The following is a 25,560-nucleotide window of genomic DNA, read 5'->3' on the forward strand; positions in this document are numbered from 1 at the left end:
GCTGCAAGCTTCAAGCAGAAATCCGCCATCCCGCCTCGCTTCTTTTCTTGTGGCTTGCAGCTGACAGCTTGCGGCTTCAAATTTCCCTCCACAACGATGGCAAATGGCCTACGCTGTGCTTGTCTGGGTTGATTTGCGCCTTATCTGCTCTGTGACAGGGAATCCATGAAGGGACATCGCACTCTAGAAGCGCCTAAGTTGCTCGGCATCACCTGGCCCTTCATCGCCGTTGTGGTCTTCCAGGTAGCGTTGGGCAGCCTCAGCCTTTATACGCTGTCGGCCGTGCGCGCCTATGTCGCGGGCGAAAGCCTGTGGTCCAAGGCGCAGAAAGACGCCATCTACTACCTTAACCTGTACGCCGAAACCCGCGACGACAGCACCTATCAGCGCTATCGCCAAGCCATTACCGTGCCGCAGGGTGACCACCAGTTGCGCGAGGTGCTCGACCAGCCCAACCCTGATCTGGATGCGGCGCGCCGGGCGGTGCTGCAGGGTGGCAACCACCCCGACGATGTCGAGCGGATCATCTGGTTCTACCGCAATTTCCGCAACATCAGCTATATGCAGACAGCCATCGACTACTGGGACATTGGCGACGATTACCTGGCCAAGCTCGATGTGCTGGCTGGCGAGATGCGCCAGAGCTTTGCCACTGGCGCTGTAGACGCCCAGGCAGTGAGTGCCTGGAAGGCCCGTATCGTCACCATCAACGAGGGTGTCACACCCGCCGCCAAGGCGTTCAGTGATGCGCTGGGTGAAGGCTCGCGCATGCTGTTGCGGGTGCTGCTGATCACCAACCTGCTGACGGCCATGTTCCTGATTACCATCGCCTGGCGCCGCTCCAGCAAGCTGCTGGCCCAGCGCCAAGCCTTCGCCAGCGCCCTGCAGGAGGAAAAGGAGCGGGCACAGATCACCCTGCAGGCCATTGGTGATGCGGTGATCACCACCGATGTGGAGGGCAGCATCGGCTACATGAACCCGGCCGCCGAGCAACTGACCCACTGGCAGTCTGGTCAGGCCCAGGGCCTGCCGCTGTCAGCGCTGTTCAGCCTGGTGGACGAGCAGGCTGAAGAAGATGGCAGCAGCCTGGTCGAGCAGGTGCTTAGCGGTAGCCTCAAGGGCGGCGCGGAGCATGCCCGGCTGATTCAGCGCCTGGATGGCAGTACCGTGTCGATCAATCTGGTGGGTTCGCCCATCGTCAGCGATGGCCAGGTCAGCGGCATCGTACTGGTACTGCATGACATGACCCAGGAACGCCAGTACATCGCCAACCTGTCCTGGCAGGCCACTCACGATGCCCTGACCGGCCTGGCCAACCGCCGCGAGTTCGAGTACCGCCTGGAGCAGGCGCTCAATGGCCTGGCGCGCCAGGCTGGGCGGCATTCGCTGATGTTCCTTGACCTCGACCAGTTCAAGCTGGTGAACGACACCTGTGGCCACGCCGCCGGTGACGAGCTGCTGCGGCACATCTGCGCCGTGCTGCAATCCGGCCTGCGTGAAGGCGATACCCTGGCGCGGCTGGGGGGTGACGAATTTGGCGTGCTGCTGGAAAACTGCCCGCCCGACCAGGCCGAGCGCATTGCCGAACAGTTACGCCAGATGGTGCAGAGCCTGCACTTCGTGTGGAAGGGGCGGCCGTTCGTCACCACGGTCAGTGTTGGCCTGGTGCACATGGCCCAGGCCCCCGGTACCCTCGAAACCTCGCTGCGCGCCGCCGACATGGCCTGCTACATGGCCAAGGAAAAGGGGCGCAACCGCGTGCAGGTGTACCACGCCGATGACAGCGAGCTGTCCATGCGCTTTGGTGAAATGGCCTGGATCCAGCGCTTGCATGTGGCCCTGGAAGAAAACCGCTTCTGTCTGTACGCCCAGGAAATTGCCCCGCTGAAAACGTTCGAAGGCCCGGGCCATATCGAAATCCTGCTGCGCCTGCACGACGAAAGTGGCCGTACCATTCTGCCCAGCAGCTTCATTCCTGCAGCCGAGCGCTATGGCCTGATGACCGCGCTGGACCGCTGGGTGGTGCGCAATGTGTTCCAGGTCATCCGCCAATGCCTGGACGAAGGGCGTGAAGGGCCGCTGTCGATCTGCGCGATCAACCTGTCAGGGTCGAGCATCGGCGATGACAAGTTTCTCGAGTACCTGCAGCGGCTGTTTGTCGAATACGCCATCCCGCCCCGCATGATCTGTTTCGAAATCACCGAAACCAGCGCCATTGCCAACCTGGGTAGCGCCATTCGCTTCATCAACGAGTTGAAGGGGCTGGGCTGCCGCTTCTCGCTCGATGATTTTTGCGCAGGCATGTCTTCGTTCGCCTACCTCAAGCATTTGCCCGTGGATTTCCTGAAAATTGACGGCAGTTTCGTCAAGGACATGCTCGACGACCCGGTCAACCGGGCCATGGTCGAGGTCATCAACCATATCGGCCATGTCATGGGGAAACGCACCATCGCCGAGTTCGTCGAAACACCCTTGATCGAGCAGGCCCTACAGGAAATAGGCGTGGATTACGCCCAGGGTTACCTGATCGAACGCCCCCAGGTGTTCACCTGTGACAGTCTGCAGCGCCAACGGATCGCCGCCCGGCCTCTGTTGCAGCGCGCACCTGGCACGTTTCGCTAGCTAGAAATCACAAGGATCAAGGAGCTGAAAGTGATTGATGCATTCGTTCGTATCGGGCCTTTGATGGACCCCGCCAGCTACCCCCAGTGGGCCCAGCAACTGATTGAAGACTGTCGCGAAAGCAAGCGCCGGGTGGTCGAGCATGAGTTCTATGCGCGCCTGCGCGATGGCCAGCTCAAGCAGTCGACCATTCGCCAGTACCTGATCGGTGGCTGGCCGGTGGTGGAGCAGTTTTCGCTGTACATGGCCCACAACCTGACCAAGACCCGTTATGGGCGGCACCAGGGCGAAGACATGGCGCGGCGCTGGTTGATGCGCAATATCCGGGTTGAGCTGAACCACGCCGACTACTGGGTGAACTGGTGTCAGGCGCATGGCGTACACCTGCATGAGTTGCAGGCCCAGGAAGTGCCGCCCGAGCTGAACGGGTTGAACGACTGGTGCTGGCGCGTGTGCGCTACCGAGAACCTGGCCATTTCCATGGCGGCGACCAACTACGCCATCGAAGGGGCTACCGGGGAGTGGTCGGCGGTGGTGTGCTCGACCGACACCTATGCACTGGGTTTCCCGGAGGACCAGCGCAAGCGGGCGATGAAGTGGCTGAAGATGCATGCCCAGTATGACGACGCGCACCCGTGGGAGGCGCTGGAGATCATCTGTACCCTGGCGGGCGAGAACCCGACGCTGGGGCTGCGCACCGAGCTGCGCAGGGCGATTTGCAAGAGTTACGACTGCATGTTCCTGTTTTTGGAGCGGTGCATGCAGCTGGAAGGGCGCCAGCAAGGTCGCCTGCGCCCGGCGTTGGCAGCGGGCTAAGGCCCTGGGGTCGCTTCGCGACCCATCGCGACACAAGGCCGCTCCTACAGGGGATCGCGTACCCTTGTAGGAGCGGCCTTGCGTCGCGATGGGCTGCACAGCAGCCCCGGCAACCTCAAGTCTTACTGAGCGTTGAACGCCTGCCCATTCACCCCGGTGCTGTCCGGCCCCATCAGGTACAGGTACACCGGCATGATTTCTTCGGGCAGCGGGTTGTTCTGCGGGTTCTCGCTGGGGTAGGCCTGGGCGCGCATCGCCGTGCGCGTGGCGCCCGGGTTGATGCTGTTGGAGCGCACCGGTGCCACGCCTTCCAGCTCGTCGGCCAAGGTCTGCATCAGGCCCTCTGTGGCGAACTTCGACACGCCATAGGCACCCCAGTAGGCCCGGCCCTTGCGCCCGACGCTGCTGCTGGTGAACACCACCGAGGCGTCTTGCGACAGTTTCAACAGCGGCAGCAGGGTGCTGGTGAGCATGAAGGTGGCATCGACGTTGATGTGCATCACGCGCATGAAGTTGTCGCCCGACAACTGCTCCAGCGGCGTGCGTGGGCCAATGATCGAGGCGTTGTTCAGCAGGCCGTCCAGGCGGCCGAACTGATCCTCGATCATCACCGCCAGCTCGTCGTACTGATGGGGCAGGGCGGTTTCCAGGTTGAACGGGATGACCACCGGTTGCGGATGCCCGGCGGCTTCGATCTGGTCGTAGACCTCGTTCAGGTTGGCCTCGGTCTTGCCCAGCAGCAGCACGGTGGCGCCCAGCGCGGCGTAGGCCTTGGCAGCAGCGGCACCGATGCCGCGGCCGGCACCGGTAACCAGGATGACCCGGCCTTGCAGTAGGTCGGGGCGGGCGGTGTAGTCGAACATGGTAGGTCCTTCGTGTTCGTTGGCGGGGTTCAGCAGCCGCACAGCGCGCTGTCGATCACTTTGCGCAGTTCCAGCGGGTGGTCCACCACCACGTCGGCACCCCAGTTGTTAGGGTTGTCCTCTGGATGAATATAGCCGTAACGCACCGCCGCCGTGCGGGTGCCGGCGTCGCGGCCAGACTCGATGTCGCGCAGGTCGTCGCCGACGAACAGCACGCTGGCCGGGTCCAGGTCCAGGGTTTTGCAGGCCAGGATCAGCGGCTCGGGGTCGGGCTTGCTGTTTTTCACATGGTCCGGGCAGATCAGCAATGCCGAACGCTCGGCCAGGCCCAGTTGCTGCATGATCGGCTCGGCGAAACGCACCGGCTTGTTGGTGACCACGCCCCACACCAGGTTGCCTTTCTCGATGTCGGCCAGCAACTCGGCCATGCCGTCGAACAGCTTGCTGTGCACCGCGCAGTCGCGCTGGTAGCGCTCCAGGAACTCCAGGCGCAGGGCCTCGAAGCCTTCGGCTTCCGGGTCCATGGCAAACGTGGCAGCTACCATGGCGCGGGCGCCGCCCGAAATCACGCCACGGATCAGGTTGTCGTCAACGGCCGGCAGGCCGCGCTCGGCGAGCATGGCCTGGCAGATGGCGATGAAGTCTGGCGCCGTGTCCAGCAAGGTGCCGTCCATGTCGAAGAGTACTGCTCGCAAACGCATGCTCATTCCTCGCGCAGGGTCTGGATCATGTAGTTGACGTCGACGTCGCTGTTGAGCTTGTAGTGCTTGGTCAGCGGGTTGTAGGTCAGGCCGATGATGTCTTTGACTTCAAGGCCGGCAGCGCGGCTCCAGGCGCCCAGTTCGGATGGGCGGATGAACTTCTTGAAGTCGTGGGTGCCGCGCGGCAGCATCTTCAGGATGTACTCGGCGCCGACGATGGCCAGCAGGTAGGCCTTGGGGTTGCGGTTGATGGTGGAGAAGAACACCTGGCCGCCCGGCTTGACCATGCGGTAGCAGGCGCGAATCACCGAAGACGGGTCGGGCACGTGCTCGAGCATTTCCAGGCAGGTGACCACGTCGAACTGTTCAGGCATTTCTTCGGCCAGGGCTTCGGCGGTGATCTGCCGGTATTCCACCTGCACGCCGGACTCCAGCTGGTGCAGTTGGGCCACGGCCAAGGGGGCTTCGCCCATGTCGATACCGGTCACCGTGGCGCCACGCAGGGCCATGGCTTCGCTGAGGATGCCGCCGCCGCAGCCGACGTCCAGCACCTTCTTGCCGGCCAGGCTGGCGCGTTCGTCGATCCAGTTGACGCGCAGCGGGTTGATTTCGTGCAGCGGCTTGAACTCGCTTTCGCGGTCCCACCAGCGGTGGGCCAGCGCTTCGAACTTGGCGATTTCGGCGCGGTCGACGTTGCTCATTGAACAGTCCTCTGAAACTTCGCAAAATTGCGCCGGAGTATACCCGAGCGCTTGGCCCCGAGGGTCGCTATAATCGCCGGCTTTTGATATCCGAACGACGGGGAGAGGCGATGCGCGAGCGACTTTTGGCGGCGGAGAAGGTGACCGGGATCCGCTGGCAGGGCGGCGTCTTGCACCTGCTCGACCAGCGCCTGCTGCCCTCCGATGAACGCTGGCTGGCCTGCGACAATGTCGCGCAGGTGGCGGCGGCGATCCGTGACATGGCGGTGCGCGGCGCCTCGGCCATCGGCATTGCCGCCGCTTACGGCCTGGTGCTGGCCCTTGAAGAACGGCTGGCCGAAGGTGGCGATTGGGAAATGGACCTTGAAGAGGACTTCCTCTGCCTTGCCGAAGCGCGTCCCACCGCAGCCAACCTGTTCTGGGCGCTGAACCGCATGCGCGAGCGCCTGCAGCGCCTGCGTCCGGATGAAGACGTGCTGGCAGCGCTGGAGGCCGAAGCCGTGGCCATCCATGAAAGCGACCGTGAAGCCAACCTGACCATGGCTCAGCAAGGCATCGAGCTGATTCGTCGTCACCAGGGCAATGCCCAGACCCTGCTCACCTACGGCAATGCCGGTGCGCTCGCCAGCGGCGGCTTTGGTACCGCGTTGGGGGTGATCCGCGCCGGCTACCTCGAAGGCATGGTCGAGCGGGTGTATGCCGGCGAAACCCGCCCCTGGCTGCAAGGCTCGCGCCTGACCGCCTGGGAGCTGGCCAACGAAGGCATCCCGGTCACCCTGTGCGCCGACTCGGCGCTCGCCCACCTGATGAAGACCAAAGGCATCACCTGGGTGGTGGTGGGCGCGGACTGCATCGCTGCCAATGGCGACGTGGCCAGCAAGATCGGCACCTATCAGCTGGCGGTCAGCGCCATGCACCACGGTGTGCGCTTCATGGTGGTGGCGCCGAGCACCAGCATCGACCTGAACCTGGCCACTGGCGAGGATATTCCGCTGGAAGAGCGCGCGGCCGACGAACTGCTGGACATTGCCGGTACCCGGGTGGCGCCGGATGTGGAGGTGTTCAACCCGGTGTTCGACGTGACCCCGGCCGACCTGATCGACGTGATCGTGACCGAGCGAGGCATTGTCGAACGCCCGGATACCGCCAAACTGGCGCAGTTGATGTGCCGCAAGCGGTTGCACTGAGGGCGTAGGGCGGCACAAGATTCACGGCAAGCACCCCCGTGCCACATCTCCCCACCGCCCCGCCTTTGTGATAACATCCGGCAGTTTCCAAGACCGCCCATCACGGCGGCCTTCATTGCGCAGATCCATGGCACAACTCATTGATTTGTCGTAAGTCGTCGCACCCTTATGCGCTGCGGCGGCGAGCTTCGTTCGGCCCTTGATGGAGCTGCGAAGTTTCACCAGAAAAAGGAATCAGGCTTCTCATGGGCGAACTGGCCAAAGAAATCCTCCCGGTCAATATCGAAGACGAACTGAGACAGTCTTACCTCGACTACGCGATGAGCGTGATTGTCGGGCGAGCGCTGCCCGATGCGCGTGACGGCTTGAAGCCCGTGCATCGTCGCGTTCTCTATGCGATGAGCGAACTGGGCAACGACTGGAACAAGCCGTACAAGAAATCCGCCCGTGTGGTCGGTGACGTGATCGGTAAGTACCACCCGCACGGCGACACTGCGGTCTACGACACCATCGTGCGTATGGCTCAGCCGTTCTCGCTGCGCTACCTGCTGGTCGATGGCCAGGGCAACTTCGGTTCGGTGGACGGCGACAACGCCGCAGCCATGCGATACACCGAAGTGCGCATGGCCAAGCTGGCCCACGAGCTGCTGGCCGACCTGCACAAAGAAACCGTCGACTGGGTGCCCAACTACGACGGCACCGAGCAGATCCCGGCGGTCATGCCGACCCGTATTCCCAACCTGCTGGTCAACGGTTCCAGCGGTATCGCCGTGGGCATGGCGACCAACATCCCGCCGCACAACCTCGGTGAAGTCATCGACGGCTGCCTGGCGCTGATCGACAACCCGGAAGTCACCGTCGATGAACTGATGCAGTTCATCCCGGGCCCGGACTTCCCGACTGCCGGCATCATCAACGGCCGCCAAGGCATCATCGAGGCCTATCGTACCGGCCGTGGCCGCATCTACATGCGTGCCCGTTCCGAAATCGAAGACATCGACAAGGCCGGCGGCCGCCAGCAGATCGTCGTGACCGAGTTGCCGTACCAGCTGAACAAGGCGCGCCTGATCGAAAAGATCGCCGAGCTGGTAAAAGAGAAGAAGATCGAAGGCATCACCGAACTGCGCGACGAGTCCGACAAGGACGGCATGCGCATCGTCATCGAGCTGCGTCGCGGCGAGGTGCCGGAGGTGGTGCTCAACAACCTCTATCAGCAAACCCAGCTGCAGAGTGTGTTCGGTATCAACGTGGTGGCCCTGGTCGACGGCCGTCCGCGCCTGCTCAACCTCAAGGACCTGCTCGAAGCGTTCGTCCGTCACCGCCGTGAAGTGGTGACCCGCCGTACCGTGTTCGAGCTGCGCAAGGCCCGCGAACGCGGCCACATCCTTGAAGGCCAGGCGGTCGCGCTGTCCAACATCGACCCGGTCATCGCCCTGATCAAGGCCTCGCCGACGCCATCCGAAGCCAAGGAAGCCCTGGTTTCCACGCCGTGGGAATCCAGTGCCGTGCAGGTCATGGTCGAGCGCGCCGGCGCCGATTCCTGCCGCCCTGAAGACCTGCCAGAGCAGTACGGCCTGCATGACGGCAAGTACTTCCTGTCGCCGGAGCAGGCCCAGGCCATTCTCGACCTGCGCCTGCACCGCCTGACCGGCCTGGAGCACGAGAAGCTGCTGGCCGAGTACCAGGAAATCCTCGAGCAGATCGGCGAGCTGATCCGCATTCTCAGCAGCGCCGAGCGCCTGATGGAAGTGATCCGCGAAGAGCTGGAAGCCATCCGCGCCGAATACGGCGATGCCCGTCGTACCGAAATCCTCAATGCCAGCCACGACCTCAACTACGGTGACATGATCCCGGAAGAAGAGCGCGTGGTCACCATCTCCCACGGTGGTTATGCCAAGACCCAGCCATTGTCGGCCTACCAGGCCCAGCGCCGTGGCGGTAAAGGCAAGTCGGCTACCGGCGTGAAGGACGAGGACTACATCGAGCACCTGCTGGTCGCCAACAGCCACGCCACCCTGTTGCTGTTCTCCAGCAAGGGCAAGGTGTACTGGAAGAAGACCTACGAAATTCCCGAAGCATCGCGCGCTGCCCGTGGCCGCCCGCTGGTCAACCTGCTGCCGCTGGAGGAGGGTGAGCGCATCACCGCCATGCTGCAGATCGACCTCGAAGCGCTGCAGCAGAACGCTGACCTCGACGAAGAGCTGGAAGAGGCTGAGGACGCCGTGCTCGAGGGTGAGCTGGTAGAGGCCGAGGAAGTCGACGAAGAAGACGGCGACACGCCGGAGTGGGTTGCAGAGCCGACTGGCGCGTACATCTTCATGGCCACCGCTTCCGGTACCGTCAAGAAGACCCCGCTGGTGCAGTTCGCCCGTCCGCGCTCCAACGGCCTGATCGCCTTGAAGCTGAAAGAAGGCGACACCCTGATTGCGGCGGCCATCACCGACGGCGCCAAAGAAGTCATGATGTTCTCTGACGCCGGCAAGGTCATCCGCTTCGCTGAAAGCGTAGTGCGTGAAATGGGTCGTACTGCCCGTGGTGTGCGCGGCATGAAGCTGGGCAAAGGCCAGCAGATCATCTCGATGCTGATCCCGGAGTCCGGCTCGCAAATCCTCACCGCTTCCGAGCGTGGCTTCGGCAAGCGCACTCCGCTGTCCAAGTTCCCGCGCCGCGGCCGTGGTGGCCAGGGCGTGATCGCCATGGGTACCAAAGGGCGCAACGGCCTGCTGATCGGCGCTATCCAGGTGCAGGAAGGCGAGGAGATCATGCTGATCTCCGACCAGGGCACGCTGGTGCGTACCCGGGTTGGTGAGGTTTCAAGCTTGAGCCGTAACACCCAGGGCGTTACGTTGATCAAGCTGGCGGCTGACGAGACACTGGTGGGCCTGGAGCGTATCCAGGAGCCTTCCGAGGACGAACTCGATGATGTGATCGAGACGGACGCGGAAGGCGTAGAGGCTGAAGCACCAGACAATGAAGAAGCTGCTGGTGCCGAAGAGGCCCCGCAGGAGTAAGCAAGCGTAAACCCGAGCGGGGCGACCAAGGTCGCCCCGTTTGACTGTGTAGGCGCGGGCTTGCCTGTGATCCTGCATGGATAGTGGTCACCGAATTACGAATTTGTACTATTTGGCAGAGCGAGAGTGGATGTGAGCAAACGAGCCTTTAACTTCTGCGCAGGCCCTGCCGCGCTTCCTGACGCTGTCCTGCAGCGCGCCCAGGCCGAAATGCTGGACTGGAACGGCAAGGGCTTGTCGGTGATGGAAATGAGCCATCGCAGCGACGACTACGTGGCCATCGCCGAAAAGGCCGAGCAGGACCTGCGTGACCTGCTGTCCGTCCCCTCCAACTACAAGGTGCTGTTCCTGCAGGGTGGTGCCAGCCAGCAGTTCGCTGAAATCCCGCTGAACCTGTTGCCGGAAAACGGCACTGCCGACTACATCGAAACCGGCATCTGGTCGAAAAAAGCCATCGAGGAAGCGCGCCGCTTCGGCAACATCAATGTCGCTGCCAGCGCCAAGCCATATGACTACCTGGCGATCCCGGGCCAGAACGAGTGGAACCTGACCAAGAACGCCGCCTACGTGCACTATGCATCCAACGAGACCATCGGTGGCCTGCAGTTTGACTGGGTGCCAGAAACCGGTGACGTCCCGCTGGTGGTCGACATGTCGTCCGACATCCTCTCGCGCCCCATCGACGTGTCGCAGTACGGCCTGATCTACGCCGGTGCGCAGAAGAACATCGGCCCGAGTGGCCTGGTGGTGGTGATCGTGCGTGAAGACCTGCTGGGCCATGCCCGCAGCAGCTGCCCGACCATGCTCGACTACAAGGTTTCAGCTGACAACGGCTCGATGTACAACACCCCGGCCACCTACTCCTGGTACCTCTCGGGCCTGGTCTTCGAGTGGCTGAAAGAGCAGGGTGGCGTCGACGCCATGGAGCAGCGCAACCGCGCCAAGAAAGAGCGTCTGTACGGCTTCATCGACAACAGCGACTTCTACACCAACCCGATCAGCCACAACGCCCGTTCGTGGATGAACGTGCCGTTCCGCCTGGCTGACGAGCGCCTGGACAAGGCCTTCCTCGCCGGTGCCGATGCCCGTGGCCTGCTCAACCTCAAGGGCCACCGTTCGGTGGGCGGTATGCGCGCTTCCATCTACAACGCCCTGGGCCTGGAAGCGGTGGAAGCGCTGGTGGGCTACATGGCTGAATTCGAGAAGGAGCACGGCTGATGTCCGAACAGGAGCTCAAGGCGCTGCGCGTACGCATCGACAGCCTCGACGAGAAAATCCTCGAGCTGATCAGCGACCGCGCCCGTTGCGCCGAAGAAGTGGCCCGGGTCAAGACCGCCTCGCTGAAAGAAGGCGAGAAGCCGGTGTTCTACCGCCCTGAGCGTGAGGCAGCGGTGCTCAAGCGCGTGATGGAGCGCAACAAAGGCCCGCTGGGCAATGAAGAGATGGCGCGGCTGTTCCGCGAAATCATGTCCTCGTGCCTGGCCCTGGAAGAGCCGCTGAAAATCGCCTATCTCGGCCCTGAGGGTACTTTCACCCAGGCGGCGGCCATGAAACACTTTGGTCACGCGGTGATCAGCCGCCCGATGGCAGCCATCGACGAAGTGTTCCGTGAAGTGGCGGCCGGTGCTGTCAACTTTGGCGTGGTGCCGGTGGAAAACTCCACCGAAGGCGCTGTCAGCCATACCCTGGACAGCTTCCTTGAGCACGACATGGTGATTTGCGGCGAGGTCGAGCTGCGTATCCACCACCACCTGCTGGTGGGCGAAAATACCAAGACCGACAGCATCACCCGTATCTACTCCCACGCTCAGTCGCTGGCCCAGTGCCGCAAGTGGCTGGACGCGCACTATCCGAACGTGGAGCGCGTCGCTGTATCGAGCAATGCCGAGGCCGCCAAGCGCGTCAAGGGTGAGTGGAACTCTGCGGCGATCGCCGGTGATATGGCAGCCAACCTGTATGGGCTGACACGCCTGGCCGAGAAGATCGAAGACCGTCCGGACAACTCCACGCGCTTCCTGATGATCGGCAACCAGGAAGTGCCGCCGACCGGCGACGACAAGACTTCGATCATCGTTTCGATGAGCAACAAGCCCGGTGCCTTGCACGAGCTGCTGGTGCCGTTCCACCAGAACGGCATCGACCTGACTCGCATCGAGACCCGCCCGTCGCGCAGCGGCAAGTGGACCTACGTGTTCTTCATCGACTTCGTTGGCCACCACCGCGACCCGCTGATCAAGGCGGTGCTGGAGCAGATCAGTCAGGAGGCTGTGGCGCTGAAGGTGCTGGGCTCTTATCCGAAGGCGGTGCTTTGATTTGAGATGGTTGGGGCCGCTTCGCGCCCCATCGCGACACAAGGCCGCTCCTACAGGAGTACGCAATCCCTTGTAGGAGCGGCCTTGTGTCGCGATGGGCTGCAAAGCAGCCCCAATGGCCCTCACAGGCTATCTAGATTTCTGAACAGGGTTCGCACCAGTGGTAAATGCAGCAAAAACCAAACCCGCACCAATCATCAACCGCCTGGTCGTGGTCGGTCTCGGCCTGATCGGCGGCTCTTTCGCCAAAGGCCTGCGTGAAAGCGGCTTGTGCCGCGAAGTGGTCGGTGTCGACCTGGACGCCCCCTCGCGCAAGCAAGCCGTGGCCCTGGGTGTGGTCGATCGCTGCGAAGAGGACCTCGCTGCCGCGTGCGTGGGGGCTGATGTCATCCAGCTGGCCGTGCCGATCCTGGCCATGGAAAAAGTCCTGGCCCGCCTGGCCCAACTCGACCTGGGTGACGCGATCATCACCGACGTCGGTAGCGCCAAGGGCAACGTCGTCCGTGAAGCGCGTGCCGTCTTCGGTGAGCGTCTGCCGCGCTTCGTCCCCGGCCACCCCATCGCCGGTTCCGAACAGAGCGGGGTAGAGGCCTCCAACGCCACCCTGTTCCGCCGCCACAAGGTCATCCTCACGCCGCTGGCTGAAACCGACCCGGCCGCGCTGGCCTTGGTGGATCGCCTGTGGCGTGCGCTGGATGCCGATGTGGAGCACATGTCGGTCGAGCGCCATGATGAAGTGCTGGCAGCCACCAGTCACTTGCCGCACTTGCTGGCCTTTGGCTTGGTCGACTCGTTGGCCAAACGCAATGAAAACCTCGAGATCTTCCGGTACGCTGCGGGAGGTTTCCGCGATTTCACAAGAATCGCTGGCAGCGACCCGACCATGTGGCACGACATCTTCCTCGCCAACCGCGACGCTGTCCTGCGCACGCTAGATACATATCGCAGCGATCTCGACGCCTTGCGCGACGCGATCGCTGAAGGGGACGGGCACCAGCTGCTGGGTGTATTCACCCGCGCACGGGTTGCCCGCGAGCATTTCAGTAAAATCCTGGCCCGCCGGGCCTATGTGGACGCTATGAACGCCAACGATCTGATTTTCCTGGCCCAACCGGGTGGCCGCCTGAACGGGCGTATTCGTGTACCGGGCGACAAGTCGATTTCCCATCGCTCGATCATGCTCGGCTCGCTGGCCGAAGGCACCACCGAAGTCGAAGGCTTCCTCGAAGGTGAAGACGCGCTGGCGACCCTGCAGGCATTCCGTGACATGGGTGTGGTCATCGAGGGCCCCAACCACGGTCGCGTGACCATTCACGGCGTTGGCCTGCACGGCCTCAAGCCACCACCCGGGCCACTGTATGTAGGTAACTCCGGCACCTCGATGCGCCTGCTGTCGGGCCTGCTGGCCGGCCAGCCGTTCGACGTCACCATGACAGGCGACGCTTCGCTGTCCAAGCGCCCGATGAACCGTGTGGCCAACCCGCTGCGCGAAATGGGCGCCGTGGTCGAGACCGGTCCGGAAGGCCGCCCACCGCTGACCATTCGCGGTGGTAGCAAGCTCAAGGCATTGACCTACACGCTGCCGATGGCCAGCGCTCAGGTCAAATCGTGCCTGTTGCTGGCCGGCCTGTACGCCGAGGGCAAGACCACCGTCACCGAGCCTGCGCCAACCCGTGACCACACTGAGCGCATGCTGCGCGGCTTTGGCTATGCGGTCGAGTCGAACGGCCCGGTTGCCTCGCTGCAGTCCGGTGGCAAGCTCACCGCTACCCGCATCGAAGTGCCGGCCGATATTTCTTCGGCAGCGTTCTTCCTGGTGGCAGCTTCGATCGCTGAAGGCTCCGAGCTGGTGCTGGAGCACGTAGGCATCAACCCGACCCGTACCGGCGTGATCGACATCCTGCGCCTGATGGGCGGCGACATTACCCTGGAAAACCAGCGTGAAGTCGGCGGCGAGCCGGTGGCTGATCTGCGTGTGCGTGGCGCCAAACTCAAGGGCATTGATATCCCGGAAGAGCTGGTACCGCTGGCCATCGACGAGTTCCCGGTGCTGTTCGTGGCCGCCGCCTGCGCCGAAGGGCGTACCGTGCTGCGTGGTGCCGAAGAGCTGCGGGTGAAGGAATCCGACCGTATCCAGGTGATGGCAGACGGCCTGATCACCCTGGGCATCAAGTGTGAACCGACCCCGGACGGCATCATCATCGACGGTGGCCAGTTGGGCGGTGGCGAAGTGCATGGTCACGGTGACCACCGCATTGCCATGGCTTTCAGCGTGGCCTCGCTGCGCGCCAGCGCGCCCATCCGCATCCATGACTGTGCCAACGTCGCCACCTCGTTCCCCAACTTCCTGGCACTGTGTGCAGAGGTCGGTATTCGCGTGGCAGAAGAGGGCAAGTCGTGAGTTCGCAAGCACCCATTATCACTATCGACGGGCCAAGTGGCTCGGGCAAAGGCACGGTTGCCGGGCTGCTGGCTCGCGAGCTGGGCTGGAAGCTGCTGGACTCCGGCGCGCTGTACCGTTTGCTGGCGTTCAATGCCAGTAACCACGGTGTCGACCTAACCAACGAAGAGTTGCTGACCAAGCTTGCCGCCCATCTGGATGTGCAGTTCATCGCTGCCGAGCCCGGTAAGCTTCAGCAAACCATCCTTGAAGGCGAGGATGTCAGCCAGGTCATTCGCACCGAGACCGTGGGTGCCGGTGCCTCAATGGTGGCCTCGTTGCCAGCGGTGCGTGAGGCGTTGCTGCAGCGCCAGCGTGCCTTCCAGGAAATGCCTGGGCTGATAGCTGACGGCCGCGACATGGGAACCGTTGTGTTCCCGGATGCGCCATTGAAAGTGTTCCTTACCGCCAGCGCGGAGGAGCGGGCACGTCGTCGCTACCTGCAGTTGAAGGGCAAGGGTGAAGATGTTAGTCTGTCGAGTCTGCTGGATGAGATTCGTGCGCGTGATGAGCGCGACACCCAACGTGCAGTGGCCCCGCTGAAGCCAGCGGTCGATGCCATTCAGTTGGACTCTACCGAGTTGTCCATCGAGCAGGTGTTGCAACGTATCAGAAGCGAGATCGCCCAACGCGACCTTGCCTGATAACCAGGAGAGCAGGCAGGGGCACCAGTCAACGTCCTGTCGGCTTTCCTTTACTTAAAACAGACCCACATTGTCTGGAATGTGGCGAGGGGCGTTTGTTTCGCCCGAATTTACAGGAATTAAAATGAGCGAAAGCTTTGCAGAACTCTTTGAAGAAAGCCTGAAAACCCTCAATCTTCAGCCGGGTGCGATCATCACCGGTATCGTTGTCGACATCGACGGCGACTGGGTTACCGTACACGCTGGCCTGAAGTCCGAGGGCGTCATCCCGCTCGAGCAGTTCTACAACGAAGCTGGCGAGCTGACCATCAAGGTCGGTGACGAAGTGCACGTTGCGCTGGACGCGGTCGAAGACGGCTTTGGCGAAACCAAACTGTCCCGTGAAAAAGCCAAGCGCGCCGAGTGCTGGATTGTTCTGGAAGCAGCTTTCGCCGCCGAAGAAGTGGTCAAGGGCGTTATCAACGGTAAGGTTAAGGGCGGCTTCACTGTCGACGTTAACGGCATCCGTGCGTTCCTGCCGGGCTCCCTGGTTGATGTCCGCCCAGTGCGCGACACCACCCACCTGGAAGGCAAAGAGCTGGAATTCAAGGTCATCAAGCTGGACCAGAAGCGCAACAACGTTGTCGTTTCCCGTCGCAGTGTGCTGGAAGCCGAGAACTCCGCCGAGCGCGAAGCCCTGCTGGAAACCCTGCAGGAAGGCCAGCAAGTCAAAGGTATCGTCAAGAACCTCACCGACTACGGCGCATTCGTGGACCTGGGCGGTATCGACGGCCTGCTGCACATCACCGACATGGCCTGGAAGCGCATCAAGCACCCATCGGAAATCGTTAACGTTGGCGACGAAGTCGACGTACGCGTTCTGAAGTTCGACCGCGAGCGCAACCGCGTTTCGCTGGGTCTGAAGCAAATGGGCGAAGATCCGTGGGTAGCTATCACTGCCCGTTACCCAGAAGGTACTCGCGTACAAGCTCGCGTTACCAACCTGACCGACTACGGCTGCTTCGCTGAGCTGGAAGAAGGCGTTGAAGGTCTGGTACACGTTTCCGAAATGGACTGGACCAACAAGAACATCCACCCGTCGAAAGTCGTTCAGGTTGGCGACGAAGTGGAAGTCATGGTTCTGGACATCGACGAAGAGCGTCGTCGTATCTCCCTGGGCATCAAGCAGTGCAAGTCCAACCCATGGGAAGACTTCTCCGGCCAGTTCAACAAGGGTGACAAGATCACCGGTACCATCAAGTCGATCACCGACTTCGGTATCTTCATTGGTCTGGACGGCGGCATCGACGGCCTGGTTCACCTGTCCGACATCTCCTGGAACGAAACCGGCGAAGAAGCCGTACGTCGTTTCAAGAAGGGCGACGAGCTGGAAACCGTCATCCTGTCGGTCGACCCAGAGCGCGAGCGCATCTCCCTGGGCATCAAGCAGCTGGAAGACGATCCGTTCTCCAACTTCGTTGCTGTCAATGACAAGGGCGCTATCGTCAAGGGCATCGTGAAAGAAGTTGACGCCAAAGGCGCCATCGTCACCCTGGCCGACGACATCGAAGCCACTCTGAAAGCTTCCGAAATCAGCCGTGACCGCGTTGAAGACGCGCGTAACGTTCTGAAGGAAGGCGAAGAGATCGAAGCCAAGATCATCAGCGTTGACCGCAAGTCCCGCGTTATCAGCCTGTCGATCAAATCGAAAGACGACGCTGAAGAGCGCGAAGCCATCCAGAGCCTGAAAAACGCTCCGGAAGCGGCTGCCGACACCACCATGGCTGCGCTGCTGCGCGAAGCAATGGCCAAGCAGAACTGAGTTCTGTTTGATCGGTAAAAAAGGGCGACCCTCGGGTCGCCCTTTTTTTGTGCTTGTTTTTGATTTAGAACTTTCAAAAGGTAGTATTGGTATCAGGATTATTGAATGGGCGCACCATGTGAGCGCCCCTCTCAAACGGCCAGCATATGACTGCGAAATGATATTCATAAATGGCGGCAGTACTGACAACACCCAGAAAATCATCAAGAGCCTTGCACGAGAAGATCCGCGAGTTAGCGGTATCTCATTGTCCCGTAATTTTGGCAAAGAAGCGGCCATGACGGCTGGGCTTGATTATGCCAAAGGCGACGCGGTTGCGGTTTTCGATGTCGACTTGCAAGATCAGCCATCACTGCTTATCAGTTTTGTTGAAGAGTGGGAGAAGGGCTTTGATGTTGTATATGCCAAACGAACCCATCGAGACGGGGAGAGCTGGCTAAAAAAGGTCACTGCTTCGTTGTTTGGCGGTCGGCCGCTTTACGACCAACAAAAAAGTGGCGCTGCTGGCATCGCTGATTTTTGTCGTGAATCCCCTGGTCATAATGTCGGCGGGCTGGTCTGCAGCGCTGATGGATCGGTGGTATGTATTGTTCGGGCTCTCCACCTTTCTGGTGGCGGAAAGATACATAAGTCAATCAAAGAGCTCGCCGTTGCTACTCGTGTTGGTCTTGTTGTTTTCGATATCGGCTATACTTTCCAAAGAAACGGCAATGATTTTGCCAGGGCTTCTGCTTCTACTTGTCTTCTGTGACGTGTGCGTACTCAAGATCAAGCGGTTTTGGATCGCCGGGTTTACCTGGGCCTTGCCGATTGTTGCTTTTCTTGGCTACCGGCTTACGGCGATTATCGGGTCTTTTGGAAAACCGCAGGTTTCTGATTATAAAGCCTCAGTCGTCAATATTCCGGAAAGCCAGCTTGTTTACAGTGCCTACCCTTTTTCCTATGGATTGAATGAAGCCAATGGTTGGGTTTTCCTCAGTGTAGTCGCGATCGGGTTTGCGCTTGCTATTCATGCGTTGCTGGTTGCTTTCCTTGGGGCTGCATATGGTTTTAAATCGATAATTGCATATGTGGCGATGTATTTTCTATTTTTGGCGCCTGTTATTCTGATTCCCATCAACAGCGCTCATTATATGTATGGCTCTGCACTGGCGCTGAGTGTCGCGTTGGCGGCCATCTTCTATAGCAAAGCCAATACTCGCTTTTTGGGTAGGGCATTTGTTTTTTGCGCGCTGGCCGTTCTTCTGGTCCATTCGTTCAATGTCCAAAAATTTGTTTACGATCAAGGCCGGTGCATGAGCAGAGCCATGACTTCTACTGAGGCGCTTTATCTGTCGAATGGCAAGCCTGCCGCCGTTGATTTTCAAGCTGAGCCAGGGGCGCCCGGTTATGTGTTGAACAAAATCAATACTGGTCGTGAGCAGATTGCTGAATGGGCGCCAGTAAAGTTGACCGTATTCAATTGGGGCGATACCCCTGCAGAAGGAACGTTATCGCTGGCCATGACATCAACGTGCCTGGTCTATAAAAAGTGAGGGTGTGCAGAGGTGGTTGAGCACCGTCGGGCCGGTTCATCGCTGGCAAAGTACAAGCATTGAGCCGGCCGCTGTGGCCGCGGATTGACCAGATGCGTGATTACCGTGATGAAGCAGGTTAGCGGGTGTTCGTGGTCGCTGCATGTGAGGCAGCCAGGTTCTGGTAACCGCTGTGAGCAAAGATGAAGGGTTAGTCTGCCTGTGGGGACTGATTGCGCGAGAACGACAGGTAACGGCTAACGGCCTCACGTGAGCGTGTGATCAGCTCTAGATACTCCAGCGGAGCAGGTTGGTCGGCCACTAGCGGCTTGTCCATAAGGTACATACGAACTGCGCTGTATGTGATCAAGCACTCTTGCGAGAGCTGCTGGGAACGTTCAAAAAAATCAGCTTCCATTACGCCCGCCTCCATGGCCGGCCCCGTGCCGGATATCCTGATTACACTGTGGGTAAAAATATTTCAAGAGGTTGCTAAGGTCGGCATTTCGAGAGCAGCACATCCAGTGGCCCGAGGAGTGTGCGACCTGACAGGCGGTCGCTTGGCGCGGCATGCCGCTTGTAACTTTTTCAACACATTGATCTTGAATTTTTTATCAAGTCAAGAACTGCCCTGTTCAAATCACTCCGAGCGTGCTACAACCTGATTAAGCAATGATCTAGCTGCTTGATAACGAAGGGAAAATCATGACGAAGTCGGAGCTGATCGAACGTATTGTCACCCATCAGGGTTTGCTCTCGTCCAAAGACGTCGAGTTGGCCATCAAGACCATGCTTGAACAGATGTCCCAGTGCCTGGCCACAGGCGATCGCATCGAAATTCGTGGTTTCGGCAGTTTTTCCTTGCACTATCGGGCGCCGCGAGTCGGACGCAATCCCAAGACCGGACAGTCTGTTGAGCTCGAAGGAAAATTCGTGCCTCATTTCAAGCCGGGCAAAGAGTTGCGTGATCGTGTCAATGAAGAGGATATGGCTCACCCTTGAGCGATGAAGGAGCATTTTGATGCATAATTTCAAGCGCGCACTGGCCACGTTGCTCGTGCTGGTGTTGGCTGCTTTAGTACTGTTTTTTGTGCTGGAAAACCAGCAGGCGGTACAATTGATGCTATTTGGCTGGTCGGCTCCCGCCATGCCCGTAGCGGTTCCGGTGTTGGCTGCTCTCGTGGCGGGGCTGGCAGTTGGTCCTTTGTTGGGGGCCTATAGTGTTCAGCGCAGCAAGCGCAATATTCGTGCGTCGGCGCGTGATGCTGCCTTGAACGATCAAAAATAAGGAACTTTCCTACATGTAGCTGAGAAATTCGGGCCTGTGCTTTTGTCGGCTGAAATGGAGAAATACGCGTTTCAACGTTCGACCAATGCGAGGATGCGCGGTATGAGTTTTCTCAGGCTCTCCCATCATGGTGGCACTCAAGATGTCACCGGTTCCTGCCACCAGTTGCATCTTGGGCCGGCGATCAGTGTGCTGGTCGATTGCGGGCTTGAGCAGGGTGACAAAGTTTCCTCGGGTTCAGCGTTCGCTCCATTAGGGTTCGATGTCAGCGGTATTCAGGCGTTGGTCGTAACCCATGTCCATCTCGATCATGTTGGCCGGATCCCTGCGCTTTTGGCCGCAGGATACCGAGGGCCAATCCTTTGCAGCGAGCCATCTGCCGCGCTCTTGCCTCTGGTCCTGGAGGATGCCTACAAGCTTGCCTTCAGTGCGGACAGCGCCCAGGTCGACCGCTACCTAGCGTTGCTGCAGCGTCTGATTAAGCCGCTGCCGTTCGAGCATTGGTATCAGTTGGTCGAAACTGAAACACTGACCTGTTCCATTCGCCTGCAGCGCGCTGGTCACCTGTTGGGTTCCGCTTATGTGGAGTGCGGCATCCGCTCCTCGGATACGAGCGCGGATACCCGCATCGTGTTTTCTGGCGATCTTGGTGCGCGCGGCAATCCGATTTTGCGGGATGTCTTGCCCCCCGAGCGGGCCGACATATTGGTACTGGAGAGTACCTATGGTGATCGATTGCATGCTGACCGTAGTGAGCGGCAGTCGCGATTGGCGTCAGCCATCGATCACGCATTGCTTGATCGAGGGACCGTCCTGATACCTGCATTCAGCCTGGGGCGAACGCAGGAGTTGTTGTACGAGCTCGAGGATATTCTTCATCGCAAGCGGTTGCTCAGTGAGGACCAAGGGGGGCGGCAGGGGGAGTTGCTGCATAGTATTGACTGGTCGAATTTACCGATAATTCTTGATTCGCCGCTCGCCCAACGTATTACCCAAGCCTATCTGAACCTGCACGAGTTCTGGAATGCTGAAGCCAGGCAACGACTGATCGCCGGAAGGGCTCCGCTTGGGTTCAGGCAGCTGATTTGTGTGGAAAGCCACACTGACCACCAAAGAGTTGTCAATTACCTAAAGAGTACGAAACGACCGGCAATTGTTATAGCAGGTAATGGGATGTGTTCTGGCGGGCGCATTGTAAATTACTTGAAGGCGATGCTGGGAGATACACGCCACGAAGTCGTATTTACCGGGTATCAGGCAAAAGGTACTCCGGGAGCTGTCATACAGGCCAGCGAAGGCGCTGAAGGGTTTGTGCAGATAGATCTAGATGGAGAAATGTACGATATACGCGCGAAAATCATTACTTTGGAAGGCTACTCGGCGCATGCGGATCAGGAAGGGCTCTTACAATTTGCGGCTGGTGGCTTGACGGTATCTCAGGAAATTGTTCTTGTGCATGGCGAGCCTAGGGCAAAAAGCAGGCTGGCAGAAAAGCTGCGCGAGCGCTACATCGAAAAGAACCGAGAAATCCACGTGAGCATTCCTGGGTGATGGGCCGCTACGGTACTGCAATTGATCGTCTATTTCGGAAGCACCGGAAACCAGGCGGCTGATGGGCCCCGCCCTTAGCTGGATACTCGTGTTAGAATTCTTCGGCTGGCTGAAGTCATCGTTGAGAATTCACTTTTCGCGGGGCCACCTGGGGCTTTCAAATTTTCTTTTTTCGATCGGGTGTTTGGTTTAATGAAAGTTATTCGTACTGATTTACCTGAAGTGCTGATTTTGGAGCCGAATGTATTCGAAGACGAACGGGGTTGGTTTGTCGAAAGCTTTAACGAGCGGGTGTTTGAACGTGCGCTGAAAGCGTTGGGGGTGCCGGTGCCACGGCTGGTACAGGATAATAGGTCGCATTCGAAAAAGGGAGTTCTGCGTGGGCTCCATTACCAGCGAGCCCCGCACCCTCAAGATAAACTGGTAAGTGTCACTAAAGGTGCCATCTTTGATGTGGCTGTGGATGTCAGAAAGGAATCTGCCACATTTGGAAAATGGGTCGGTGTTGAACTCACCGCTGATAATCACCGGATGCTATGGGTTCCAGATGGTTTCGCTCATGGCTTTCTGGCGCTGGAAGAAGGAACTCAGGTGCATTACAAGGTCAGTGACTATTATGCCAAGGACTGTGAATGCAGCGTGCACTGGGCAGACCCGACAATAGCCGTAGAGTGGCCGCGTGACGGGATGAACTTAATCATAAGTGAGAAAGATAAAGCAGCGCCTTTTTTGCTTGATGCACTAAGCTGACCTGTAGCTATTTACCCTGTGCAAGGGGTGGTAGGCTCATGAAGCTGAATGCTTTTTTGTCGCCCTGCCACTTATTCAACCTTTTAGTTGATTGCTGGTTATGCAAACAGATACCTCGGAAAACAGACCAAAGTTTGCAGTTCTGATGGCTGCGTTCAATGGGGTTGATTGGCTGTCTGAACAAGTCCAATCAATTTTGCAGCAGGAGAGTGTCAGCGTTACTATTTATGTTAGCGTTGATCGTTCGGAGGATGGTACGGAGGAGTGGTTCAAGGCCTGTGAGAAGCAGAACCCAGCTGTGCATACCTTGCCTGTTGGCGTTTTTGGTGGGGCGGCGAAAAATTTCTTCCGACTGGTGCGAGACGTCGATTTTTCAGGTTATGACTACGTGGCATTGTCTGACCAGGATGATATATGGGATTCGAAAAAGTTGATATCGGCCCACGAGGTCATCAGCAACGGTGGCGTCGATGCATATTCGGCTAACGTTACTGCGTTCTGGCCTGACGGTCGTAAACAACTGATCGATAAGGCGTCGGATCAAAAGCGATATGACCATTTTTTTGAGGCGGCTGGACCGGGTTGCACCTATGTCCTGCGCTGTGGTGTAGCTCAGAACTTTAAAATGTTCTTGATGGAGCATTGGCAGTCGGCCAATGCGGTAGCGTTGCATGATTGGCTGATTTATGCGTGGGCGCGAGATGCTGGCTGCACATGGTTTATCGACAAGCGCTCGATGCTGAGTTATCGGCAGCACGCTACCAATCAGATGGGCGCCAACAGTGGTGTGTTACAAATGCTGCGGCGGTTTAAACTGGTGCGTCAAGGCTGGTACAGAGGTGAAGTCGAAAAAATTGCTGCGTTGCTGGCGATTGGGGGGGGCACTTCAACTGGCGATGCGCGGCCAGATGTTTCAAGTCGCTGGTTTCTGCTGAAGAATATTTCTCAGATTCGGCGCGATGCCAAGGACCGCCTCCTCCTCTTGGCATTGCTGCTTTTGAATATATATTGATGACTTGCGTTTCTGCTTTCTATAGCAGGGAGGCGTTGTCGAAGCGCGTTACCCAGTTGTTTTCCAGCTTGAATGACTCAATGAAGGGGCGTGAAGCTGTGTAGCTCAGTGCTTGAGCGACAACGGAGTCCATATTGTCGTTTGTGTCGCAGATGTACACGCCCTTTTCGTTACGTCTGTAATGCATCTCACCAAAGCTACTGGTGAGAACGGGTAGACCAGAGGCAATGTATTCATAGTATTTGATAGGATCAACGCTCGCCGTGAGCGAAGTTTTCTGAAACGGGATCAGTGCGACGTTAAATGTGCGCATGAGCTCGAGTGCTTCGCGGTGGCTGCACGGCGGACGAATGACTATATTGGCGGGTAACGTGCCTGCGTAGCGATTACTGATAGGGCCTACGATAAGTAATGTGTCGAGTGGGCGAGCATGAGCCAATCGAATAACCCAGTCCCAATCGAACCAGGCGCCGACGGTGCCAACGTAGCCAAATACGATGTTCTCTTTGTGAGATTGTTTTTCGGTCCATGCGGGTATTAGTTGCGTATCGAGTGCGTTGGCAACGAAGCGAACATCCGCGTGCTGCGGTGTCCATTTCTCTACCAGTTTCGTCGACGACGTCAGCACCGTGCGACAAAGCGAGGCCAGCCTTTGTTCGCGTCGTTGCATCGCTTGGCGTGAAAAGCCTGAAAAAAACGCAGGAAAGTCATCCATCGCATCGTAAATGGCTGGAGATTCAGGCAATAACTGAATCATTCTGATCGCGAGTTCAGAGGGTTTGCCGGCGACAATCATGGTTGGCTCGGCTTTCGCAAAACGCTGGGCTGAGCTAATGATCGATGTCCAGAACAAGAGACTATTAACGGTTCCAGAAAAAGGCAGTGGTTCAACCGGTAGCGAACGGGGTTGTATTACCGTCACCCAAGGCTGCTTAACCTCAATGCCTCTGTCGCACCCGCGCGAATGGGTCAAGTCACTCAAGCGTGGTAATCGGGTGGGGTAGGGGTCCACCCACAATACCTTTCCTTGGGTTGTGTCATTGAACCAACTTGCAAATTTTTGCGGTCGTTGAGCAAAACTGCTCCAAGGTACAGGGGAGAGGTAGATTAACTGCATTTAGCAAAGTGTTCCTTCAATACGGCAACAATACGGATCGCGCCTTTTCCGTCGCCATAAGGGGAAACGCCTCGCGCCATGGCCTTGTAAGCGTTGGCGTCGTCGAGCAGATTCTGCGCTTCGTTGAGTATCCGTTCGCGGCTCTGACCGACCAGCTTCACTACGCCCATTTCAACGGCCTCTGGTCGCTCGGTTTCTTCGCGCAGTACCAGGACTGGAATACCCAATGCCGGTGCTTCCTCTTGAACGCCGCCGGAATCACTGATGATCAGACATGCACGCTTCATGGCTGCAATGAAGGGTGCGTAATCGAGAGGTTTGCAAAGGATGATGTTGTCGATGCCGGCGAGCATAGCGTGGGCCACGTCATGCACATTGGGATTGGGATGGACAGGGTAAAGGATTTGAATATCAGTATTACGTTCGGCAAGCGTTTTCAAGGCACTGCAGATATTGCGGATGGGTTCGCCAAAGTTCTCTCGGCGATGTGAGGTAACCAGTACAAGGCGTTTGCTTTCGTCGATGTCTACTCCGATTTCGAGGTCTTTTTCTGCAGTCATCAGCAGTGCATCAATCACGGTATTGCCGGTGACGGTGATATCCGCAGCCGCAATACCCTCTCGCAACAGATTGTCTTTCGAACTTTCCGTGGGGGCAAAATGCCAACGGGTGAGGCGTCCAGCCAGAACCCGATTTGCCTCCTCGGGGAATGGGTTTTGAATATCCCATGTGCGCAAGCCCGCTTCAACATGGCCGAAAGGAATGCGTCGGTAAAAACAAGCCAGTGCCATGGCAAACACGGTTGTCGTATCACCTTGAGCCAGTACTACATCAGGTTGTTCCTCAATCAGTACTTTGTCGAGCTCGACCAGCAGACGCGCAGTCAGTTCGGTGAGGTTCTGGTTAGGCTTCATGATGTTTAAGTCGATATCGGGAACGATATCGAAGAATGCCATCACTTGGTCGAGCATCTCACGGTGCTGAGCGGTAGCAAGAACGCGTACTTGTGCCCACGGCTGTTTCTTCAGTTCAAGAATAACGGGAGCCATCTTGATGGCTTCTGGCCTGGTGCCTACCGTGCAGATTACTTTCATGAGTTCACCTATTTTACTTGTGTCTGAGGGCACCAGAGAGCCCAGTGCGCCAACAGGAAGGCTAGAGGCCTGAAATGTTCATATCATTCGACAGCCCCGTTGCTCTGGTGTGTACAAGTCATCAGCAGCAACGGGG

Annotated in this window: 21 protein-coding genes; 16 read left to right on the forward strand and 5 right to left on the reverse strand. The window is 58.8% G+C overall.

Annotation, left to right across the window (positions count from 1 at the left end):
* Positions 1-165: 165 nt before the first annotated feature.
* Together QQ992_RS06880 and QQ992_RS06885 are read left to right on the forward strand one after the other, a co-directional pair.
* The gene (locus QQ992_RS06880; RefSeq protein WP_286112718.1) at positions 166-2,622 is read left to right on the forward strand and encodes an EAL domain-containing protein; all 2,457 of its coding nucleotides are present in this window, start codon (positions 166-168) and stop codon (positions 2,620-2,622) included.
* 30 nt (positions 2,623-2,652) lie between these two features.
* The gene (locus QQ992_RS06885) at positions 2,653-3,438 is read left to right on the forward strand and encodes an iron-containing redox enzyme family protein (RefSeq protein ID WP_016715014.1); all 786 of its coding nucleotides are present in this window, start codon (positions 2,653-2,655) and stop codon (positions 3,436-3,438) included.
* Positions 3,439-3,560: 122 nt separating this feature from the next.
* Here QQ992_RS06885 and QQ992_RS06890 read toward each other — a convergent pair whose 3' ends face one another.
* Genes QQ992_RS06890 through ubiG form a run of 3 tightly spaced genes read right to left on the reverse strand, consistent with a single transcriptional unit; the run spans position 3,561 to position 5,703 of the window.
* Positions 3,561-4,301, reverse strand: a complete 741-nt coding sequence (locus QQ992_RS06890) for a YciK family oxidoreductase (RefSeq protein ID WP_020371284.1) — start codon at positions 4,299-4,301, stop codon at positions 3,561-3,563.
* A gap of 29 nt (positions 4,302-4,330) precedes the next feature.
* On the reverse strand, positions 4,331-5,002 hold the full coding sequence (mupP, locus tag QQ992_RS06895; protein WP_016715016.1) for an N-acetylmuramic acid 6-phosphate phosphatase MupP: 672 nt from the start codon (positions 5,000-5,002) through the stop codon (positions 4,331-4,333).
* 2 nt (positions 5,003-5,004) lie between these two features.
* On the reverse strand, positions 5,005-5,703 hold the full coding sequence (gene ubiG / locus QQ992_RS06900) for a bifunctional 2-polyprenyl-6-hydroxyphenol methylase/3-demethylubiquinol 3-O-methyltransferase UbiG (protein ID WP_016715017.1): 699 nt from the start codon (positions 5,701-5,703) through the stop codon (positions 5,005-5,007).
* Between the two features lie 110 nt (positions 5,704-5,813).
* Between ubiG and mtnA the strand changes: the two genes are divergently transcribed.
* The 14 genes from mtnA (at position 5,814) to QQ992_RS06970 (ending at position 23,213) form a co-directional block, all read left to right on the forward strand.
* Complete coding sequence (gene mtnA / locus QQ992_RS06905; RefSeq protein ID WP_119370977.1) at positions 5,814-6,890, forward strand: S-methyl-5-thioribose-1-phosphate isomerase; 1,077 nt, start codon at positions 5,814-5,816, stop codon at positions 6,888-6,890.
* Between the two features lie 245 nt (positions 6,891-7,135).
* Positions 7,136-9,901: a DNA gyrase subunit A gene (gene gyrA / locus QQ992_RS06910; RefSeq protein ID WP_286112719.1), complete on the forward strand. Its 2,766-nt coding sequence runs from the start codon at positions 7,136-7,138 to the stop codon at positions 9,899-9,901.
* A 132-nt stretch (positions 9,902-10,033) separates the two neighbouring features.
* Positions 10,034-11,119: a 3-phosphoserine/phosphohydroxythreonine transaminase gene (serC, locus tag QQ992_RS06915; RefSeq protein ID WP_286112720.1), complete on the forward strand. Its 1,086-nt coding sequence runs from the start codon at positions 10,034-10,036 to the stop codon at positions 11,117-11,119.
* Positions 11,119-12,213: a prephenate dehydratase gene (gene pheA, locus QQ992_RS06920; protein ID WP_016715021.1), complete on the forward strand. Its 1,095-nt coding sequence runs from the start codon at positions 11,119-11,121 to the stop codon at positions 12,211-12,213. The genes serC and pheA overlap by 1 nt, the downstream gene beginning before the upstream one ends.
* Positions 12,214-12,406: 193 nt before the next feature.
* The gene (locus QQ992_RS06925; protein ID WP_286113904.1) at positions 12,407-14,614 is read left to right on the forward strand and encodes a bifunctional prephenate dehydrogenase/3-phosphoshikimate 1-carboxyvinyltransferase; all 2,208 of its coding nucleotides are present in this window, start codon (positions 12,407-12,409) and stop codon (positions 14,612-14,614) included.
* Positions 14,611-15,297 carry a (d)CMP kinase gene (gene cmk, locus QQ992_RS06930; protein ID WP_286112721.1) on the forward strand — a complete coding sequence of 229 codons (687 nt, stop codon included), beginning with the start codon at positions 14,611-14,613 and terminating at the stop codon, positions 15,295-15,297. Before QQ992_RS06925 ends, cmk begins: the two co-directional genes overlap by 4 nt.
* Positions 15,298-15,421: 124 nt before the next feature.
* Entirely contained in the window at positions 15,422-17,098 is a 1,677-nt protein-coding gene (rpsA, locus tag QQ992_RS06935; RefSeq protein ID WP_003252673.1) for a 30S ribosomal protein S1, read from the forward strand.
* A 7-nt stretch (positions 17,099-17,105) separates the two neighbouring features.
* On the forward strand, positions 17,106-17,849 hold the full coding sequence (locus tag QQ992_RS06940; RefSeq protein WP_286112722.1) for a glycosyltransferase family 2 protein: 744 nt from the start codon (positions 17,106-17,108) through the stop codon (positions 17,847-17,849).
* Positions 17,809-18,633 carry a hypothetical protein gene (locus QQ992_RS06945; RefSeq protein ID WP_286112724.1) on the forward strand — a complete coding sequence of 275 codons (825 nt, stop codon included), beginning with the start codon at positions 17,809-17,811 and terminating at the stop codon, positions 18,631-18,633. Before QQ992_RS06940 ends, QQ992_RS06945 begins: the two co-directional genes overlap by 41 nt.
* 684 nt (positions 18,634-19,317) lie before the next feature.
* A complete protein-coding gene (gene ihfB, locus QQ992_RS06950; RefSeq protein ID WP_286112726.1) occupies positions 19,318-19,614 on the forward strand; it encodes an integration host factor subunit beta in 297 nt (98 codons plus the stop codon).
* A 19-nt stretch (positions 19,615-19,633) separates the two neighbouring features.
* Positions 19,634-19,900: a lipopolysaccharide assembly protein LapA domain-containing protein gene (locus QQ992_RS06955; protein ID WP_286112727.1), complete on the forward strand. Its 267-nt coding sequence runs from the start codon at positions 19,634-19,636 to the stop codon at positions 19,898-19,900.
* A gap of 102 nt (positions 19,901-20,002) precedes the next feature.
* Entirely contained in the window at positions 20,003-21,451 is a 1,449-nt protein-coding gene (locus QQ992_RS06960) for an MBL fold metallo-hydrolase RNA specificity domain-containing protein (RefSeq protein ID WP_286112729.1), read from the forward strand.
* 192 nt (positions 21,452-21,643) lie between these two features.
* A complete protein-coding gene (gene rfbC, locus QQ992_RS06965; RefSeq protein WP_286112731.1) occupies positions 21,644-22,201 on the forward strand; it encodes a dTDP-4-dehydrorhamnose 3,5-epimerase in 558 nt (185 codons plus the stop codon).
* A gap of 100 nt (positions 22,202-22,301) precedes the next feature.
* Positions 22,302-23,213, forward strand: coding sequence for a glycosyltransferase (locus tag QQ992_RS06970; RefSeq protein WP_286112732.1), 912 nt, complete (start codon positions 22,302-22,304; stop codon positions 23,211-23,213).
* Positions 23,214-23,232: 19 nt separating this feature from the next.
* Here the strand turns inward: QQ992_RS06970 and QQ992_RS06975 are convergent, their stop codons facing one another.
* On the reverse strand, positions 23,233-24,330 hold the full coding sequence (locus QQ992_RS06975) for a glycosyltransferase family protein (RefSeq protein ID WP_286112734.1): 1,098 nt from the start codon (positions 24,328-24,330) through the stop codon (positions 23,233-23,235).
* A complete protein-coding gene (gene wecB, locus QQ992_RS06980) occupies positions 24,321-25,424 on the reverse strand; it encodes a non-hydrolyzing UDP-N-acetylglucosamine 2-epimerase (RefSeq protein WP_286112736.1) in 1,104 nt (367 codons plus the stop codon). The genes QQ992_RS06975 and wecB overlap by 10 nt, the downstream gene beginning before the upstream one ends.
* Positions 25,425-25,560: the final 136 nt, after the last annotated feature.

Origin of the sequence: Pseudomonas kurunegalensis (assembly GCF_030291635.1) — a bacterium.
Lineage (GTDB): Bacteria > Pseudomonadota > Gammaproteobacteria > Pseudomonadales > Pseudomonadaceae > Aquipseudomonas > Aquipseudomonas monteilii.

Bases quoted from the DNA above. Each gene is read 5' to 3' on its own strand.
- QQ992_RS06880 (WP_286112718.1), top strand. From the start codon at position 166: ATGAAGGGACATCGCACTCTAGAAGCGCCTAAGTTGCTCGGCATCACC.
- QQ992_RS06890 (WP_020371284.1), bottom strand. From the start codon at position 4,301: ATGTTCGACTACACCGCCCGCCCCGACCTACTGCAAGGCCGGGTCATC.
- mupP (WP_016715016.1), bottom strand. From the start codon at position 5,002: ATGCGTTTGCGAGCAGTACTCTTCGACATGGACGGCACCTTGCTGGAC.
- ubiG (WP_016715017.1), bottom strand. From the start codon at position 5,703: ATGAGCAACGTCGACCGCGCCGAAATCGCCAAGTTCGAAGCGCTGGCC.
- mtnA (WP_119370977.1), top strand. From the start codon at position 5,814: ATGCGCGAGCGACTTTTGGCGGCGGAGAAGGTGACCGGGATCCGCTGG.
- gyrA (WP_286112719.1), top strand. From the start codon at position 7,136: ATGGGCGAACTGGCCAAAGAAATCCTCCCGGTCAATATCGAAGACGAA.
- pheA (WP_016715021.1), top strand. From the start codon at position 11,119: ATGTCCGAACAGGAGCTCAAGGCGCTGCGCGTACGCATCGACAGCCTC.
- rpsA (WP_003252673.1), top strand. From the start codon at position 15,422: ATGAGCGAAAGCTTTGCAGAACTCTTTGAAGAAAGCCTGAAAACCCTC.
- QQ992_RS06945 (WP_286112724.1), top strand. From the start codon at position 17,809: ATGATTTTGCCAGGGCTTCTGCTTCTACTTGTCTTCTGTGACGTGTGC.
- ihfB (WP_286112726.1), top strand. From the start codon at position 19,318: ATGACGAAGTCGGAGCTGATCGAACGTATTGTCACCCATCAGGGTTTG.
- QQ992_RS06955 (WP_286112727.1), top strand. From the start codon at position 19,634: ATGCATAATTTCAAGCGCGCACTGGCCACGTTGCTCGTGCTGGTGTTG.
- QQ992_RS06960 (WP_286112729.1), top strand. From the start codon at position 20,003: ATGAGTTTTCTCAGGCTCTCCCATCATGGTGGCACTCAAGATGTCACC.
- rfbC (WP_286112731.1), top strand. From the start codon at position 21,644: ATGAAAGTTATTCGTACTGATTTACCTGAAGTGCTGATTTTGGAGCCG.
- QQ992_RS06970 (WP_286112732.1), top strand. From the start codon at position 22,302: ATGCAAACAGATACCTCGGAAAACAGACCAAAGTTTGCAGTTCTGATG.
- QQ992_RS06975 (WP_286112734.1), bottom strand. From the start codon at position 24,330: ATGCAGTTAATCTACCTCTCCCCTGTACCTTGGAGCAGTTTTGCTCAA.
- wecB (WP_286112736.1), bottom strand. From the start codon at position 25,424: ATGAAAGTAATCTGCACGGTAGGCACCAGGCCAGAAGCCATCAAGATG.